The sequence below is a fragment of the Gluconacetobacter asukensis genome, from assembly GCF_014174375.1.
Taxonomy (GTDB): domain Bacteria; phylum Pseudomonadota; class Alphaproteobacteria; order Acetobacterales; family Acetobacteraceae; genus Gluconacetobacter; species Gluconacetobacter asukensis.
In genome coordinates, this window is the sequence record NZ_JABEQE010000003.1 from 276,974 (window position 1) to 294,433 (window position 17,460).

Consider the following 17,460-nt stretch of genomic DNA (forward strand, 5'->3'; position numbering starts at 1 on the left):
CATCATGAATTTACGCGAGATGAACTGGATGCAGGTCGAGGCCTATCTGGAGGCGGATGATCGCATCGTTATCCCGCTCGGTTCGACCGAACAACATGCCTATCTGAGCCTGTTCACGGATGCGATCCTGGCCGAGCGCGTGGCGCTTGAAGCCTGCGGACCGCTGGGGATTCCGGTCTGTCCCGTTGTTCCGTTCGGCATGACGCCGCGTTTTCTTGCCTATCCCGGCACGATTTCGCTGCGGACGGAAACCTATCTTGCCCTTCTTGAGGACCTCGTGACCAGCCTCCACGGCCAGGGGTTCCGTCGCTTTGTGTTTGTGAACGGGCACGGTGGCAATTGTCCGATCTGGCCGTCACTCTCACTGTGGTTTGAGAAAAATATCGATTGCAGAGGCGTATTTCATGATTGGTGGCGGGCGCCGGAAACCTGGCGTATCGTGACGGCGACCGATCCAGTGGCGATGCATGCGTCGTGGATGGAGAATTTTCCGTGGACGCGTATTGCGGGCATCGCCCAGCCGGAGGAGGCGAAGCCGGCCATCATGCTGGAACAATTGCATGATGTGACGCCCGAAATGGTCAGGATTCGCCTGGGCGACGGCAATTTCGGCGGACGCTACGCACGCGCGGATGCGGAGATGCACGCCATATGGGCCATCGCGGTCGAGGAGACGCGGCGGGTCATTGCTGCGGTCTGATCACGGTCGGTACCCGACGGCGGTGCCGGCACAACCCGTTATTGCGGCGGTTGTTCCGTGTGATGTTGCGCCTGGAATTGTTCGATCGAGCGGCGCAGGCCGGTGTCGGGGGCGGCGGGCATGGTGTCGCGGTAGGTGGTGCCGTTCCAGACCCAGCGGTCGGTGCTGTCCACGATCAGGTCGCGCATGCCGCCATGGAGGTGGTGTGACAGGGCGATCGGTCCGCTGACGGAATCCAGCACCTTGACCCAGTCGTGCCGGTCGCGCCGCAGATAGACCGAGGTGGCGCAGCCGGCCGAGCCGCACAGATTGGCCGATTGCAGTTGCACGAACAGGGCCGTGTCCCCGGCATGGGTCGAGAGGGGGGCGGAGCCGACCAGGACCACGGGCGTATCGCCCTTGCGCGTGGCCGCCGCCAGGTCGGCTGCATTGAGCGTGCGGGCTGCCTGGTCCAGCGCGCCGCCGGGTTGCTGGGCCAGGATGACCGGATCGCCGCTGTCGATCGCGGGGGCTGCCGGGTGGCGGGGTGCGGCCAGGGCGGCAGGGGCGAGCGCCATGGCGGCGGCCAGGGTGGCGAGCAGGCTGGTATGACGGGGCGGGCGAATCATGCGATGAGGTCCGTCGGTTCGCGGGCGGTCCTGAGGGCCGCCTTGGGGGAAGGCTGGCTCCGGACCGCGATCCGGAGCCCCGTGAGGGGAGTAACGCATGAACGAGACCGAAAGGACACGGCCGGGTCCATACCGTCATTACAAGGGCGGTCTGTACACGCTGATCTGTGTCGGCCGGCATTCCGAGACCGAGGAATGGCTGGTGACCTATCGCAGCGAGGCGCGCGGTGATTACTGGGTGCGGCCACTGGCCATGTGGGTCGAGGACGTGGACGGCGTGCCCCGTTTCAGCCCCGTGCGCGAGGCGGCGGGCTGATCGGGCGGCCTGTTGCGTTTTTGAATCGATCGCCGCACGATCGGCGGATGTCGCGATTCTCCGTTGTCTGTGCCCTGGCCGCCGGCCTGATCCTGCCGGGGGCGGCTCTTGCCGCGCCCCAACCCGTATCGTCCGATGCCGCGTCGCGCGCTTTTGCGCTGCTGGGCCGGGATCCGGTGCGGTTGGATATGCTGTTGCGGGCCATGCCCAAGGGCGCGGACCTGCATAATCATCTGGCCGGCGCCGTCTATGCCGAGAGCATGCTGGACTGGGCGGCGCAGGATGGGTTGTGCGTCTCGCCCGCGCACGGGCGCATTCTGGCTGGTGCCTGCGCGGCGGGCGGCGATGGGGTTCGGGCTGCCGACCTGTCGGGGCGGCCGGACATGCGGGCGGACATGATCGATGCGCTGTCGATGCGCGATTTCGTGCCGACTGCGTCCGACCGGTCGGGGCATGACCATTTCTTTGCGACCTTTGCGCGCTTCATGCCCGCGCAGGCGGCCCATGGCGGCGACATGCTGGCGGAGGCAGTGACGCATGCGGCCGGCGACCATGTCCTGTATCTGGAACTGATGATTTCGCCCCAGCTTGGCGCGGTGGCGGGGCTGGGGGCGCGGCATCCTCTGCATGACGAGGCGTTTGCCGAGGCCGACCGGGCGATTACTCCCGACCTGCCGGTGCTGGTTGGGGCGGCGCGGCAGGATGTCGACGCCATGGAGGCGCGGATGCGGGCCGTGCTGCGGTGCGGGACGGCGCAGGCCGCGCCGGGATGCGGGGTGACGGTGCGCTATTTGTACCAGACGATCCGCACCATGCCGCCTGCCATGGTCTTTCCTCAGCTTGATTTCGGGTATGCGCTCGTCCATGCCGATCCGCGCTTTGTCGGTGTGAATATCGTGGCACCCGAGGATGATGCGGTGGCGATGCGCGATTACGGGTTGCATATGCGCATGTTCGGCTGGCTGGCCGAGCGCGATCCGGGGGTGAAGCTGTCGCTGCATGCGGGGGAGCTGGCGCCCGGCATGGTGCCGCCCGAGGGGTTGCGCGACCATATCCGGCAGGCGGTCGAGGTGGCGGGGGCGCGCCGGATCGGCCATGGGGTCGATATCCTGCATGAGGACGATCCGGACGCGCTGATGGCGGAGATGGCGCGGCGCCGGGTGATGGTGGAGATCAACCTGACCAGCAACGATGTCATTCTCGGCATTGCCGGGGCGGGGCATCCGTTCGATGCCTATCGCGCGGCGGGGGTGCCGGTGGCGCTGTCGACCGATGACGAGGGCGTGTCGCGGATCGACCTGACGCATGAATATGCGCGCGCGGCGACGGTCTATGCGCTGGATTATGCCGCCTTGCGCGATCTGTCGCGCGCCGGGCTGGAATATGCCTTTGTCCCCGGCGAGAGCCTGTGGCGCGGGGTGGCGCCTTATCGGATGGTTGCGGCCTGTGCGTCCGTGCCGGCGGGGCCGGTTCCGGCCAGCGGTGCCTGCCATGATTTTCTGGCCGCGAGTGCCCGGGCGCGCCTGCAATGGGCGCTGGAAGCGCGGCTGCATGATTTCGAAACCACGATGATCCGCGAAGCGGGGCTGGGTGCTGGCTCCGCGCGGTCGAAAGGACATGGACCGGCATGATGACGCACGCATCGCGCAAACGATTGGGCCGGCGGCTGGCGGGGGCCTGTCTGCTGGGTGCCATGGCGGCCTGTGGGAGTGCCGGGGCCCGCGCGGCGCAGATCCCTGTGCGCGTGGTGGTGGTGGTGACGTTCGAGATCGGCAAGGATACCGGTGACGTGCCGGGCGAATTCCAGACCTGGGTGGAGAAGCTGCCGCTGAAGCAGGAACTGCCGGCGCCGGGCACCTGGCATGGGGTGATGCGCTATAATCCCGACCTTCAGGTGCTGGGCATCGCCACTGGTGAGGGACCGGAACATATGGCTTCGGCCATGACCGCGCTGGTGCTGGACCCGCGTTTCGACCTGCGGCGAACCTATTTCGTGCTGGCGGGCATTGCCGGCATCGACCCTAATTTCTCGTCGATCGGTGGGGCGGCGTGGGCGCCACGCGTCATCAATGGCGGGCTGGCGCATGCGATCGATGCGCGGGAGATTCCGTCCGACTGGCCGGATGGCTATACGCCGGTGCAGGGCAGCACGCCGACCGACAAGCCGGTGCCGCCTTTGCATTCGCTGTCGGGCGACATGGAATATACGCTCAATCCGGCGCTGGTGGGCTGGGCGTATAATCTGACGCGTTCGCTGGCGCTGCCCGACACGCCGGCGCTGAAGGCGATCCGGGCGCGCTATGTCGGCTATCCGCAGGCGCAGAAGCCGCCTGCCGTGCTGCTGGGCGACACGCTGTCCAGCGAGACGTTCTGGGTCGGCGAGCGGATGAACCGCTGGGCGGAGCGCTGGGTCGGCTACTGGACCGAGGGCAAGGGCACCTTCGCCACCACGGCCGAGGAAGAAATCGGCCTGATGCAGGCGCTGACGTTGCAGGCGCAGGCCGGGCGGGTGGACCCCGATCGGGTGCTGGTGCTGCGGACCGGCAGCAATTTCGACATGCCGCCGCCGGGCGAGAGTGCAGCCGAATTGCTGAAATCCGAGGCCAGCGAAGGCGGGTATTCCGGCTATCTGCCCTCGGTCGCTGCCGCCTATCAGGTCGGCAGCGTCGTGGTGCGCGAACTGGCGCTGCATTGGGACCGGTATGCCGACCATGTGCCGGGGGCACCGCCGGCGAGGGCGGGTGAATGATCTGACGCGGTGCTGTCCAACTTTCCCCGGATCGTATTGTGCGTGCGTGTCGGAAAATCGACACTGGCCGACCGCTTCGTTATAGCGGGCGACATTCATCAACGTGATCTTCAGGGAGTGGCGTGTGCAGTGCGAATGGCGTCGATCTTACGACAGGCTGGTGCCGATGCTGATCAAGGAGCATTTCGGTGATCCGGGCGGCCTGACGCGGCAGTTTCCTTATATGAAATCGACGTTCCAGTGGAAAGGTGACGGCTTCATCATCAGTGCGGAGGCCCTCGCCAACCCTCATACCGAGTATCATGGGCTCGAGCGGCTTGCTTTGAAGCATCATCGGGCCGGTTCCTATGCTCTTGCAGGGGAGCATTGGTTGATCGCGGCTGGTTGGCGTCGTGGCATGATGGATGCCAATGACGAGCGCCATGTGGAGGCGCTACAGTTCGTCTTGCGTCATGTGGAATATGACAGGGCGATGGCGGAGTGGAAAAAGAAGAAACTGGGGCGAAGCGCGATGCCTTATCCCGGTCAGTTCGGGCTTGCCGACGATTGACGGTCGGAATTTTTGGAATCCACATGAAGTGGAGTGTTCCGGTTTGGCGCATGTTGAAAGTCAATGAGGCAGAAGGGCGACTTAGAGCCATGTCCATTCACACTGGTTCATGAGGGTGTCTCTAGCACATTGTTTTAACGATTATCTTTATCCAACCAGATGCGTCTATCCGATTGGATAGTGCTCTAGCCGTACGCTTGCATATTTTTTATCTGTGATTATTGTAATTTTCTCTCTAATGATAGAAAATATATGATTTTTCCATAATATTGGAAGTATAATATTTGACAACATGAAGATAAATGTCTGAAATGTGTGTGGTAGATACGTAATTTTGGGGAGTAGTCGAAACAATGCAACCGCTTGAAGTTTTGCGCCAAGCGACGTTCGGCCGACGGACCGCAGAGGAAGAAGCTGAGCAGCTTAGGCGTTATTTTGTAGAAACTGAGCAATGGAGTCAGGTTTTTAAAGGTGAAGTAGATGTCGTGTATGGACCGAAGGGAAGCGGAAAGAGTGCAATTTACAATTTGATCATACAGAGTGCCGACGATCTTTTCGACCGAAATATTTTGCTGGTCCCTGGAGAGAATCCCCAAGGCGCGCCAGCGTTCAGGGACATCATTGACGACCCGCCATACGATGAATTTCATTTCATAGGCGTTTGGAAGCTCTATGCTTTGACGCTCTGTGTTCACGCGATTCGTGATTATGGGATAAAGGGACGCCATATTGACCAGCTTTTCACAAAGCTGGAAGAGGCCGACCTTATCCCGGCGCGGTGGTCGCTCAGCCGAGCCCTGCGCTATGCGATGGACTATGTGCGCGCGCTATCCAAGCCAGAGTCGATTGAGACAGAACTCTCCCTCGATCCCATTTCTGGAATGCCATCCGGTGTAAAGGGGAAAATTGTTCTTCGCGAACCAACATCCTCACAAGCCAGAAAAGGCATCGTATCTGTCGATGAGTTATTTGAGCTTACCAGTGAAACATTACTTGAGGCAGGGTATTCTTTATGGATCGTACTGGATCGTTTAGATGTAGCTTTCGCCAGTAAGCCGGGCCTCGAAGCGGCAGCGCTTCGAGCTCTTTTTAAGTTTTATCTTGATACGAAGCGACATAAAAATATTTCTACGAAGATTTTTCTTCGAACCGACATATGGCGTGAAATTACAAAAGATGGTTTCCGCGAAGCAAGCCATATCGAACGAGCGCTGATCATCAATTGGAGCGCAGAAGACTTGACAAATTTGGTGGTGAGGCGAGCGTTAGCAAATAATTCTATTTGCGAATATTATAAATTAAACCCGAGTGAGGTGCTGGAGGATTTTGTTACGCAAGAAAATTTTCTTAATTCTATGTTTCCCGATCAAGTCGAGACTGGTCCAAATAAACCGAAAACATTTGGATGGATTCTGGGACGAACAAAAGATGCAATCTCATCTACCGCGCCGAGAGAACTGATCCATTTTCTAAGCGAACTCCGAGATGTGCAGATCAATCGACTCGAACGCGGTGAAAGACAACTTTCCGGCGGCCGTCTATTCGAACAAAGTTCATTTAAAGAGGCTCTTCCAGAGGTTTCAAAAAGTCGTCTAGAACAAACGATTTTTGCAGAATATCCCTCTCTGAGACCCTATATTGAGGCTCTGAAGGAACAGAAGGCGACACAACCGCTGTCGAATTTAAAAACTCTATGGAATACTGATGATGCGGCCACGATTATTATTGTTGGTCAACTCGAGGGGATAGGTTTCCTTGAAAAACTCAGCAGTTCGCCACCAGCGTGGCGGGTGCCCTTCCTCTATCGACCAGCACTCTCGCTAGTCCAAGGGAGCGCAGAAATCTAGAGCTTTTCCATCGAATGCCGGTTCGGCGGATGCAATGTGCATCCGCTTCCCAGAGGACGAAATGTTCATATCATTGATCGAAAGGCATGTATTGTTGCCGAGAACGTCGGCCATATGATGGTCGTTTTTTTGGTGTTGCCGCCTGACTGCGGACCATCCGTTCATCCCGTTAAATCGGAAATTTGCACTAAACATGACCGAATGGACAAAGATGCATCTTTATCTCTTCTCTTTCCCTGGAAAAAGAAGAGATTGTTGATTTGGATTCAATATTTCAGATTCTGAGTGCTTGTGACGATTTGGTCGGCTAAGGCGTCTAGCGCTGACTGGGTCAGGGTGGCGACCTGATCGTCGGTTGTGGCGGGGCCTTGGCGGGTCAGGGTCGTGCGTTGGTGCAGCAGGGGCTGGCGTTCGTCGCGGGGGATGATCGACCAGTCGGCGGTCAGAGAGGCGGTGCCGTCATGCGCGATGTCCAGCCGGCTGATGTTGATTGCGAGTCTCCAGGTGGCGGGCAGGATTTGCGGCTGGTCGGTCACGAACAGGTCGGTGCGGCTCTGTGCCAGGCGCGCGGTGATGAGGTCGGTGGCGCCCAGGGACAGGCGGCTGGCCCAGCGGCCGGTGGCGCTGCGTTCGATGCGGTTGCCGTCGCGGGCGATCAGGTCCTGGCCATCCAGATAATCGGGCAGGGTGACGCGGGCGACCGCGACGGTCGGCGTTGCCGGCGTGACGCTGCCGACGGGCACCGCACCGGTCGCGATGGCCGGCGCCCCCAGCGTATAGAACCGCACCGGCGGCGACGCGCAGGCGGCGAGCAGCGCGGGAAGAACAAGCCCAGCCACCCACGCCGGAACGCGTTGATCCCGGCGTGGGAGAGGCTGTTCTCCCAGCCGGTCTGCCGAGCGAGAGGGTCGCGAAGCACGCCGCCCGGCGTGTGTTTCCGAGCCTCGGCGCGGAGCGGCCTTGATGGAAGTGAGCACCGGAGCGCAGGAAACGTGCGTCGGATCGCCGGCAGACCGGCTGGGAGAATAGCCTCTCATGGGCGGCGTCCCATTAATAGGAGTTGCGGATTGCGTTCGACGTCGCTGGCGAAGCCGCGTAGGGCGGCGGCGGCGGCGGACAGGTCGCGCAGGGTGGAGTCGATGTTCGCGCGGTCGGCCGAGCGGGGCGATGTCATGTCGTGCAGGGCGGACAGGCTGTCGCGGGCCTGGATGACCGTGTCGTTGGCGTTGCGCAGCACTTCATGCAGGTCGGCGCCGCGGGCGTCGAGCTGCTGGGTGCCGGTATTGGCCAGCCGGTCGATGGCGGTCAGCGTCGTGCTCAGCCGCTGTTCCAGATCCTGGATGGCGTGGGTCGCGCTGTCGACGGCGATGCGCGAATGGTCGGAGGTCTCTTTGATGCTGTCGACCAGCGGAGGCAGGTCCTGATCCAGCCGTTCGCTCAACTGCTTGATGCTGGCGAGAGCGGCTTGGGCGTTGTCGGCCAGTTCCTTCAGGGGAAGCTGGGTCAGGGTCTCCTGCACCTTCTGGATCGCGGACTGGCGGGTCGGGATCTCGACCTCCTTGCCGGACACGATGTCGGGGTGCAGGACCGCAGGGGCGGAAGGGTCGAAATCGAGGTCGATCTCGGCCTGGCCGGTGACGAAGCTTTGCAGGTTCAGCGACGCGCGCAGCCCGTGGTCGATCATGCTCTGCAGGGTCAGGCTGCGGTGGCTGCCTGACTTGCCGGCGATCGAGATGCGGTTGGGCTGGAGTTCGACCGTCACCGGGATATAGGCGGCGTGGGTTCGGGCATCATAGGTGATCGAGATGGAATCGACCGCGCCGACCCGTACCCCGCGGAAGGTGACCGACGCGCCGATGCTGAGGCCGGAAGTCGAGCCCTGGAACACCACGGTGGCCTGCCTTGTGGGCGAGAAGAGGTTGAAATTTCCGAAGAATATCAAGGCCCCCATGCCCAGGGCCACGCCCCCGACGACAAAGGCGCCAACGATCGTTTCTCGATTTGCCATGGGTCAGTCGGTCCTCCCGGACTCGGTTTCGCGTTCGCGGTGCATGAAGGCGTGGACTTGCGGTTCGTCGCAGTGATCGTGGAGCCAGGACGGCGCACCGTGGGCGATCGGGGTCTTGGTCTTGGCGTCGAGGAAGATCCCGTCATCGGCGATCTTGAACAGGCTGGGCAGTTCGTGGCTGACGATGACGATGGTGGCCCCCAGACCGTCGCGCAGGTTCAGGATCAGATCGTCGAGCCGGGCCGAGGTGATCGGGTCGAGTCCGGCGGAGGGCTCGTCGAAGAACAATATGTCCGGGTCCAGCGCCATGGCGCGGGCCAGGCCGGCGCGTTTCTTCATGCCGCCGCTGAGTTCGGACGGGTATTGGTCGATGGCGTGCAGCATGTCGACCAGGCCGAGTTTCAGTTCCACCTGGTTGCGGACGGTGGCGGGGTCCATCTTGGTGAGCATCTGCATCGGCAGGGCGACATTTTCGCCGACCGTGAGCGAGCTCCACAGGGCCGCACTCTGGAACAGCACGCCGAAGCGCCGGCTGACCGTCTGGCGGTGGGCCGGGTCGGCCGTCCAGTAATCCTCGCCATCGACCAGGTAATGGCCGGCGGTGGGGCGCAACAGGCCGATCATGCTCTTGAGGACGGTACTCTTGCCGCAGCCTGAGCCGCCCATGACGGCGAAGATGCTGCCGCGTTTGATGTCGAAGGAGATGTCCTTCTGGATCACTTTCGGCCCGAAGGCGAGCGTGATGCCCTGGAGGGACATCAGGGTGTCGCTTGTATCGGTGGCGGGGGTTTGAGGCGCCATGTCAGATTCCGATCGTCGTCGCGATGACGGCGAAGATTGCGTCCAGCGCGATGACGCCCACGATCCCGACCACCACCGCGCGGGTGGCGGCCACGCCGACATCGGCGGCGCTGCGGCCGGCCTGCAGGCCGATGCGGCAGCTGGTCAGGCCGATCAGGATGGCGAAGAAGATGCTCTTGATGAACCCGAACACGAACTGGTTCAGCGCCACGGCATTGAGCGTCTGGTGGAAATAGCCGGCGCCGGTGACGGACAGCATGCCGATCGCCACCGTGAAGCCGCCGAGCATCCCGACCAGGCACCCGTACAGATACAGGAAGGGCATGGTGGCGGTCAGGCTGAGGATGGAGGGCAGGATCAGGTAGCTGGAGACCGGGATGCCGAAGACGGTCAGGGCGTCGATTTCCTCATTGCCCTGCATGGTGGCGATGCGCGCGGCATAGGCGCCGCCGGTGCGGCCGGCCATGATGATGGCCGTCATGACCGCCGACATCTCGCGCACCATCGCGATGCCGACCAGGCTGGCGACATAGATATCGGCCGCGAATTTGCGCAGCTGCACCGCGCCGACGAAGGCCAGGATCGCGCCGACCAGGAAGTTCACGACGCTGACGATCAGCAGCGCCGACGGGCCGGCGTCGCGGATGTTCGACATCAGGTCGGTCATGCGCATCCGGCCGCGGCCGGTCACGGTGGCGACGCCGCCTTTCGCGGTTTCGATGCCCAGTTCGGTCACGGTCCCGATTTCGGTCAGGCTGTCGATGGTGACGGTGCCGATGGCCGCCAGGGGGGCGAAGGGACGGCGGGGCAAGGGCGGAGCGGGCGCGGGGCGGTCGGGCAGCAGGTCGAGCAGCTTACGCGCCGCATCCGGCAGGGTTTCGGCGCGCATGTCGAGATGGGCCTGTGCCGCGCCCTGCTTGAGGGCCCACAGGAAGCCGATCAGCCCGGTATCCCAGCGCCCCAGCCCGTCGGTGCGGAAGGTCAGGGGCTGGTTCGGCCGGGCCTGGTGCAGCCCGTCGGATGGGAAGTCGGGGACATGACCCTGCTGCGCGATCCAGTCGCCGGACAGGACGATCACGTTGGCATTGTCGCCGGCTTGCAGGGACCATTCCGGTTGGCCGCGATCGGTACTGTTCACAGCCTCTCCATATCGCAGGACATCCCCGTGGCGGGTGGTCTGGGAAAAAGGGTGGGCGGGCGACGGCGTGCCGCGTTGACTGGTCCTGTTTCCTTATCAGATAGGGGCAGTCGGGCAAGAGGTGGCGCTCAGGGATGCGGCGGCACGAGGACCCTGGCTTGCGTGGCGGGCACGTCTCGACCCGTGGCGACGGCGGCCAGGTCGTCCATCACCATGTGGGCTACGGCCTGGCGGTAATGGATCGGGTCCCAGAAATTGGCGCGGCTGTCGGCGAGGGGGCCGGGGATTTCGAAGTCGATCGCCAGGGCGTGTGGGGTGGTGCGGGCGAGGGTGGCGATGGCGGTGCGGCAGGCGGCGCGCGTGGCGGCGACCTGGGTGCCCGGGGCACCCTGCTGTTCGCGCGCCGAGGGAGGGAACCACAGGATCTTGATGGTTTCCGCCGGAATGGTGTCGAGCAGGCGGGACAGGAAGGGGATTGACGCCGGCGGCGATGCCGGCCCGTTGGCCGGGGCCGTGTCGAAGGCCCAGGTGCGGAACAATTCGTCCACCCGGCGTGGGTCGTAGAGACTGTCAGGCGGTACGAAGCTGGCATAGCCGTCGGAGCCAAAACGCTGTGTCTTGTGCCCGATCAGCCACATGAACTGGTTGGCGGCTTCCTGCACCGCATACATGTTCATCATTTCCAGATAGCCGCGCCAGGGCGAGCCCTCGTACATCCAGTCGGGCATCGGGCGGTTGGGCCCGGACAGGCCGTGGCGGTCGGCGAAGCACCATTCGGCATCGATATCGATCAGCACCACGCGCGGGGCAGGATGATGGCGGAGGAACAGGCGCAGGATGCGGTCCTGTTCCCACGGCGTCGCGCTGTTCATGGCCATGTTGACGAAATGGGCGCCGAACGGGGCGTCGAGGATGGCCGGTTGCAGCAGGCGGCCGGTCGAGGTGCCGACCATTGCGGAATCGAAGCGGGGGCTGACGGCCAGGGCCGGCATGCTGTAGCGGGCGTTGCTGGAAATCGGAATCCGGTGCCAGGGCGGCGAGAGGGGCAGCATGTCCCATGGATCGACGAGGGCGACGAACAGGTAGACGAACGCCCCGACCCCGGCTGCCGTGAAGGCGAGCGCGCGGGCGAAGCGGCGCCAGGCCGCGCCCTGGCCGGGGTCAGAACTGGAAATAGATGAAGGCATCGGGAATCCGTCCGCCGATCAGCAGCAGCAGGAAGACGAAGGCGATCGCGGCGGGCACCGCGACCAGCGGGCTGGGGCGCAGCAGCCGCAGCATGGCGTCCTGCGAGGATGGGCCGACCAGCGCAACGGCCAGGGCGATCCAGAACACTGCCGCATCGACGATTCTGGTATGGCCCGGCCCGCCCATGCCGGCCATGCCGGCCAGCACCCGGCCGGCGGTCGGGAAATCGGGCGCGCGGAACAGGACCCAGCCGATGATGACGAACAGCATCGTCACCGCCCACCCCACCAATGCCGGCAGGCGCAGGCCCGCGCGGGTCCAGGCATGGTTGATCGCCAGCCCCGCGCCATGCAGCGCGCCCCAGGCGACGAAGGTCCAGCCCGCGCCGTGCCACAATCCGCCCAGCATCATGGTCGCCACCAGATTGACCATCTGGCGCGCCGCGCCGCGCCGGTTGCCGCCGAGCGGGATGTAGACGTAATCGCGCAGGAAGCGCGACAGCGTCATGTGCCAGCGCTGCCAGAAGGTGCGGATGCTGGTGGCGCGGTAGGGCACGTCGAAATTGAAGGGCAGGCGCAGGCCGAACATCAGCGCCATGCCGATCGCCATGTCGGAATAGCCCGAGAAATCGAAGAAGATTTCCAGCGTGTAGGTGAGGGCGGCGACCCAGGCTTCGGCGAGATTCGGCGTGGCGCCGCCTGCCGCGTGGGCGAAGAGCGGGTTGCAGGTCAGGGCCAGCGTGTCGGCCAGGCCGGCCTTCTTCGCCAGCCCCAGCAGCAGCAGCATGGCCCCCCGCGACAGGTTCTCCCACATTGCGGGGCCGCGCGGGTCGGTGCCGAACTGCGGCACGATTTCCGAATGGCGGACGATGGGGCCGGCGATCAGCTGGGGGAAGAAGGTCACGAATTCCAGGAAATCGAGCGCGCCGCGCACGGGACGGGCGCCGCGCAGTAGGTCGGCGTGATAGGCGATTTTCTGGAAGGTGAAGAATGAGATGCCCAGCGGCAGGAGGATGGTCCAGGCCGGCGGGGGGCGGCCTGCCGCCCAGGCCAGGCTATCGGCGAAGAAATGCGCGTATTTGAAGACGAAGAGGATCGTGAGGTTCAGCGCGATCCCCGCGATCGGCCAGATGCGGCGCCCGGTGGCCGCCCAGGCGCGGCCCAGCGCCCAGTTGGCCAGCGTCAGCGCCACCAGTGCCGGGACGAAGTGCCAGTTCCACAGCCCGTAGAACAGCAGCGAGGCCGCGACCAGCACCGCCTGCCGCACCGTGCGGTTGCCGGCGCACAGATAGAACAGCGCGAGCGTCGGCGGCAGGAAGCCGAGCAGGAAGGCCTGGGTGCTGAACAGCATGACGTCGGGGGCGCGGCCTTACTGGTGCCGGAAGGTCACGACCAGCACATCGCGCCAGGCGGGGCGCGCGGGGTCGAGCGGCCGGACGGCGGTGACGCCGTGATAGACGCGGTTATCGTCCACCAGGGCGGCGTCCAGCGGTTCGGTGAGGGTGAAATGGCCGACCGGGCGGCGATGGAGATCGTGGATCGTCGTCTCGCCGCTGGCCACGTTCTCGCGCTGGACCATCAGGACCAGCACCCAGTCCACGCCGTCGCGATGCAGCCCTTCGGGTGTCGGCTCGCCGGGTTGTTCTGCGCGGGCCTCGATGCGGAACTGGTGGATTTCGACATGCCAGGCGTCGGGGCGGCGGTCGGGCGGGGTGAGGTCCGTGACCAGCCGCCGCATCAGGCGCAGCACGGCGATCAGCGCCGGGTGGGTGCCGATGGCGGCCTCCACGGGGCGGAACCAGCGTTCGATGCCGCCATTCAGCTCGTTGTAATCGCGGCTCTGATAGTGCGGCTGGTGTTTCTTGCGTTCGATCCCGTCTGCCGAAACCGTGTAGGTGGCGTGCCGCCGCCGGCGATAGCGGCCGCCATCGGCCATGTAGCGGTCCAGCCCCAGCCGGTTCCAGCTGGCGGCGAATCCGTCCCAGTCGGCCAGGCCGCAGGGTGCGAGCAGGGCGTGGGTGGTGGGGGCGTGCAGGAAGGCGAAGCCGCCCTGCGCCAGGGGGGATTCGACGCCGGCGAGATCGGCCGGCAGGAGCGTGTCAGTCATGCGACGGGTCCGGTTGGAGAGGCGCCGGCGCGGTGTTGGTGTTGGCAGGCGGTGCCGGCTCGGCCTGTCCGATCATAAGAGGAGTGGGACCGAAATTGGCCATCAGCGAGAGGGATGACGGGATCGGGAACTTTACCCCCTCGGCGACCATGCGCAGGCCCAGCCGGCGATAATATTCGCGCGACACTTTCCACTTGCTGCCCGGCGTGGTGCGGAACGAGCCGATGAATTTCGCGCCGTTGCCGTCGGCATTGTCGACGCCGAGGAAGGTGAAGTCGCTCAGGATCAGCGGCGCGAACAGGTCATCGGCGCGCATGCCGGCGACGACGTCGGCCAGGATGGACGCCACGCGGTCCGGGTTTTCGCTGAGATCGAGCATGAAGCTGACGATGACGACGTTGTAGTCGCGCGAGGTGTTGGCAATGGAGGTGACGGACGAGAACGGGATGATGTGCACGTCGCCCGACGTGGTGCGCAGGCGCAGCGTGCGGATGGACAGATGTTCGACCGTGCCGGACACGCCCCCCGCCGTGACCCAGTCGCCGACCTGCATGGCGTTTTCCACCAGCATGAAGAAGCCGGTGATGAAATCCTTCACCAGGCTTTGCGAGCCGAAGGCGATCGCGGCACCCATGATGCCGGCGCCGGTGAGCAGCGGGGCGACGTTCAGCCCGATCTGCGACAGGGTGGTGACGGCGACGATGATGACGATGACCGTCAGCAGCACGGTGCGGATGATCGGCAGGACCGTGCGCAGCCGGATGGCGCGCGAGACCTGCTCGCTGGTCTCGTAGCGGTTGATCTGGTTCTGCAGGGCGGCGTTCGCGGCCTCCCAGACCACGATGGCGACCGTGAAGGCGATCAGGATCGACAGGATGGCGGCGATGATCCGCGTGCCGAGTTCGCCGTGCAGGAAGAAGGAGAGGGCGGGAATGCCCCATGCCTGCAGCAGGATGACCATTGTGGCGAAGATCAGCAATGCGGACAGGCAGCGCCGTGCATAGGGATAGTAATAATCGGCCCGGGCCCGCAGGCCCGGATAGCGGGATTCGACATCGTCATTGATATGGAACAGCCGGTTCTGTGCACCGAAGAGCAGCAGGGACAGCACGCGCGAGACGACGATGACGATGATGGTCAGGACCGTGGTGCGCCAGATCCAGGCATAGCCGCCCCGTGTATGGGTTGCCCAGACCAGCCACAGCGCCAGGTCGAACACCATGGCCGGCAGCCACCAGAGCTGCGCCAGGCGGCCGAGGAAGAGCCAGAACGAACTTTTCTGGAAACGGGCCGGCGGTTGCAGGGACGCGGCCACCTGATGGCGGATGCGCCATATGAACACGGCGATCATGAGATGTTCGGCCAGCACCAGGGCGCGGATCAGGGCCTCGGTCCCGCGCGGGGCGAGGTGGAACAATCCGCCCAGCGTGGAGAGGCACACGACGATCGAGGGCATGGCGACCAGCACGTTCCACCAGCGCGTGACGATCCGCGCCGTGCGGTCCGAGGCGCGGCACAGGCGGATGGTGGGCGATTTCGGCACCAGGACCGTTTCGACCAGCAGGTACATTCCGCGCGCCGCGGCATAGGCGTTGGCCAGCGTCAGCGTGACCAGCTCCGCCTGATCGTTATCGCCGAAGAGGGTCGCCCCGGCATAGCCGACGCCCAGGAACAGCGCCACGGGCAGCAATTTGGTGAGCAGATGCAGCAGCGAGAAGGGAATCCGGCGGATGATGCGCAGGGTTTCGACCTGCTTGCGGTCGTCCTGGCGCCTGGTGTCCTCCACCGTGCGTTCGGCCTGGCTTGCGCCGGGCGGGACGGCAGTGCTGTCTTCGGCCTGGACCTGGGCCGCGCGCTGGTTCAGGCGGCGTTCGGCCTCGACCGCGTGGGCGGTGATGCTGCTCAGGGGGCGGCGCAGCGCGATCGACAGGCCGCGCTCGGCGACCAGTGCGAGGATGATGATCAGGCCCGCTTGGCCGAATGCATCGAACAGGGCATGTCGCGATGCGGGGTCGGACAGTTCGGTGCGGAACCAGTGGCCGACGAAGGCGAGGTCGGCGAACAGGGCGGCGAAGCTGCGCGCCTGGCGGACGATGCCGTTGCGCATGGTCGACAGTTCGTCCAGCACGTCGCTGCCCACGCTGTCGGGTTCCAGCGCCACATCCGACTTGTCGGACGATGCGGGAGGCGTGGCTGCGGCCGCCGGTGCGGCGGGCGCCGCCTGGGGCAGGCCGTTCGCGATTGCGGTCAGGGTGCGGGTGAACTCGGCGCGTTTCTGCGGGTCGTTCAGCACGCCCAGGACCTGCTGCGCCTGCTGGGCGGTCATGGAAGATGGCGGTGAGGAGGGCGCGGCATCGGCGGCGCGGCCGGGCGTTGCAGGCAGGAGGAGCGAGCCGAGAAGCAGCGCCAGGATCGGCATTGCCCGGCATGGGCGCCATCCGGCGCGGGGGAAGGAAGAACCGCGAACGGGGAAAACCGACATGCCTGGGTATGACCTCCTGGAAGATGGGCCGGGGCGGGACCGGATCGTCGATCGGAGCCTGACTGGACATGCGCGCCGATGGCGATCGGGCGCGCATGTCCAGTCAGGCTCAGGGAGGCAGGATAGCGATCCGTGCCTGTCGCGTCACCGTATCGCGATCCAGATGGTACAACATGTCCAGCAGCCGCATTTGCAGGCTGCCCGGTCCGGCGGCCTCGCGCGCCGCGCATTCCCCCGCCAGGCCGAGCAGGACCATGGCGTGTGCGCAGGCGGCCATGGTGTCGGGTTCCACGGCCAGGCAGGCGCCGGCCAGTGCGGTGGCGGTGCAGCCCAGCGCGGTGACGCGCGTCATCATCTGGTGTCCGTTCGCCACGGTGGCGACCCGTGTGCCGTCGGTGATGTAGTCGGTGGCGCCGCTGACGGTGACGCAGGCGCCGGTTGCCTGCGCCAGCCGGCGCGCCGCCGCCAGGGCCTGTTCGGCTGTTTCCAGCGAATCCACGCCGCGCCCGGCGGGCGGTGGCTCGGCGTGGCCGTCGCGCAGGTGGGCGAGCGCCATGATTTCCGATGCGTTGCCGCGAATCGCCCGCGGGGCGTGGGCCAGGCTGTCCAGCGCGACGCGGGCACGGAAGGGGAGCGCCCCCACCGCCACCGGATCGAGAATCCATGGTGTGCCGGCATGCTGCGCCGCGCGGGTTGCCCGCGCGATGGCGGCGGCCTGGGGAGCGGTGATGGTGCCGATATTGACCACCAGAGCGGCCGCCATGGCGGCGAAGGCCTCGACTTCCTCTTCGGCATCGACCATGGCGGGCGAGGCGCCGAGTGCGAGCAGGGCGTTGGCCGTGCTGTTGGCCGCCACGATATTGGTGATGTTATGGACCAGCGGCGTGGCGGCCCGGACGCGTTCCAGCGTCGTGGCTACGGCGTCGGGCGTGAAGAGTGCGTTCGACATGGGCGGGGGCTCCCGCCC

General features: G+C 64.7%; 16 protein-coding genes. 6 read left to right on the top strand and 10 right to left on the bottom strand.

The genetic code is table 11. The features are described 5' to 3' along the window. Positions 1–4: 4 nt before the first annotated feature. Positions 5–700, top strand: a complete 696-nt coding sequence (locus HLH35_RS05550) for a creatininase family protein (RefSeq protein ID WP_182978182.1) — start codon at positions 5–7, stop codon at positions 698–700. Positions 701–738: 38 nt separating this feature from the next. Here the strand turns inward: HLH35_RS05550 and HLH35_RS05555 are convergent, their stop codons facing one another. Then, positions 739–1,257, bottom strand: a complete 519-nt coding sequence (locus HLH35_RS05555) for a hypothetical protein (protein WP_408870099.1) — start codon at positions 1,255–1,257, stop codon at positions 739–741. A 148-nt stretch (positions 1,258–1,405) separates the two neighbouring features. Here HLH35_RS05555 and HLH35_RS05560 point away from each other — a divergent pair, with 148 nt between their 5' ends. The 5 genes from HLH35_RS05560 (at position 1,406) to HLH35_RS05580 (ending at position 6,770) form a co-directional block, all read left to right on the top strand. Then, positions 1,406–1,624 (top strand): DUF1653 domain-containing protein, encoded by a 219-nt coding sequence (locus HLH35_RS05560; RefSeq protein WP_182978184.1) that lies wholly within the window; start codon positions 1,406–1,408, stop codon positions 1,622–1,624. 47 nt (positions 1,625–1,671) lie between these two features. Continuing rightward, entirely contained in the window at positions 1,672–3,255 is a 1,584-nt protein-coding gene (locus HLH35_RS05565; RefSeq protein WP_182978185.1) for an adenosine deaminase family protein, read from the top strand. A gap of 62 nt (positions 3,256–3,317) precedes the next feature. Then, on the top strand, positions 3,318–4,373 hold the full coding sequence (locus HLH35_RS05570; protein WP_246384881.1) for a purine nucleoside permease: 1,056 nt from the start codon (positions 3,318–3,320) through the stop codon (positions 4,371–4,373). A 166-nt stretch (positions 4,374–4,539) separates the two neighbouring features. Further along, complete coding sequence (locus tag HLH35_RS05575; protein ID WP_182978186.1) at positions 4,540–4,923, top strand: hypothetical protein; 384 nt, start codon at positions 4,540–4,542, stop codon at positions 4,921–4,923. Positions 4,924–5,276: 353 nt separating this feature from the next. Beyond that, positions 5,277–6,770, top strand: coding sequence for a P-loop ATPase, Sll1717 family (locus HLH35_RS05580; protein WP_182978187.1), 1,494 nt, complete (start codon positions 5,277–5,279; stop codon positions 6,768–6,770). A gap of 266 nt (positions 6,771–7,036) precedes the next feature. On the opposite strand, the gene HLH35_RS05585 is transcribed toward HLH35_RS05580, so the two are convergent. From HLH35_RS05585 to thiM, 9 genes are all read right to left on the bottom strand, one after another. After that, on the bottom strand, positions 7,037–7,609 hold the full coding sequence (locus HLH35_RS05585) for a PqiC family protein (protein WP_338029297.1): 573 nt from the start codon (positions 7,607–7,609) through the stop codon (positions 7,037–7,039). Between the two features lie 194 nt (positions 7,610–7,803). Beyond that, positions 7,804–8,778 (bottom strand): MlaD family protein, encoded by a 975-nt coding sequence (locus HLH35_RS05590; protein ID WP_182978189.1) that lies wholly within the window; start codon positions 8,776–8,778, stop codon positions 7,804–7,806. Positions 8,779–8,781: 3 nt separating this feature from the next. Then, the gene (locus HLH35_RS05595) at positions 8,782–9,579 is read right to left on the bottom strand and encodes an ABC transporter ATP-binding protein (protein ID WP_182978190.1); all 798 of its coding nucleotides are present in this window, start codon (positions 9,577–9,579) and stop codon (positions 8,782–8,784) included. A gap of 1 nt (position 9,580) precedes the next feature. Continuing rightward, on the bottom strand, positions 9,581–10,717 hold the full coding sequence (locus HLH35_RS05600; RefSeq protein WP_182978191.1) for an ABC transporter permease: 1,137 nt from the start codon (positions 10,715–10,717) through the stop codon (positions 9,581–9,583). 128 nt (positions 10,718–10,845) lie between these two features. Further along, positions 10,846–11,904, bottom strand: a complete 1,059-nt coding sequence (locus tag HLH35_RS05605; protein WP_182978192.1) for a hypothetical protein — start codon at positions 11,902–11,904, stop codon at positions 10,846–10,848. Further along, positions 11,879–13,255, bottom strand: a complete 1,377-nt coding sequence (locus tag HLH35_RS05610; RefSeq protein WP_182978193.1) for an MBOAT family O-acyltransferase — start codon at positions 13,253–13,255, stop codon at positions 11,879–11,881. The genes HLH35_RS05605 and HLH35_RS05610 overlap by 26 nt, the downstream gene beginning before the upstream one ends. Before the next feature lie 18 nt (positions 13,256–13,273). Next, a complete protein-coding gene (locus tag HLH35_RS05615; RefSeq protein WP_182978194.1) occupies positions 13,274–14,011 on the bottom strand; it encodes a 2OG-Fe dioxygenase family protein in 738 nt (245 codons plus the stop codon). Further along, a complete protein-coding gene (locus tag HLH35_RS05620) occupies positions 14,004–16,493 on the bottom strand; it encodes a mechanosensitive ion channel family protein (protein ID WP_182978195.1) in 2,490 nt (829 codons plus the stop codon). Before HLH35_RS05620 ends, HLH35_RS05615 begins: the two co-directional genes overlap by 8 nt. 109 nt (positions 16,494–16,602) lie before the next feature. Beyond that, a complete protein-coding gene (gene thiM, locus HLH35_RS05625; protein WP_182978196.1) occupies positions 16,603–17,442 on the bottom strand; it encodes a hydroxyethylthiazole kinase in 840 nt (279 codons plus the stop codon). Between the last annotated feature and the right edge of the window lie 18 nt (positions 17,443–17,460).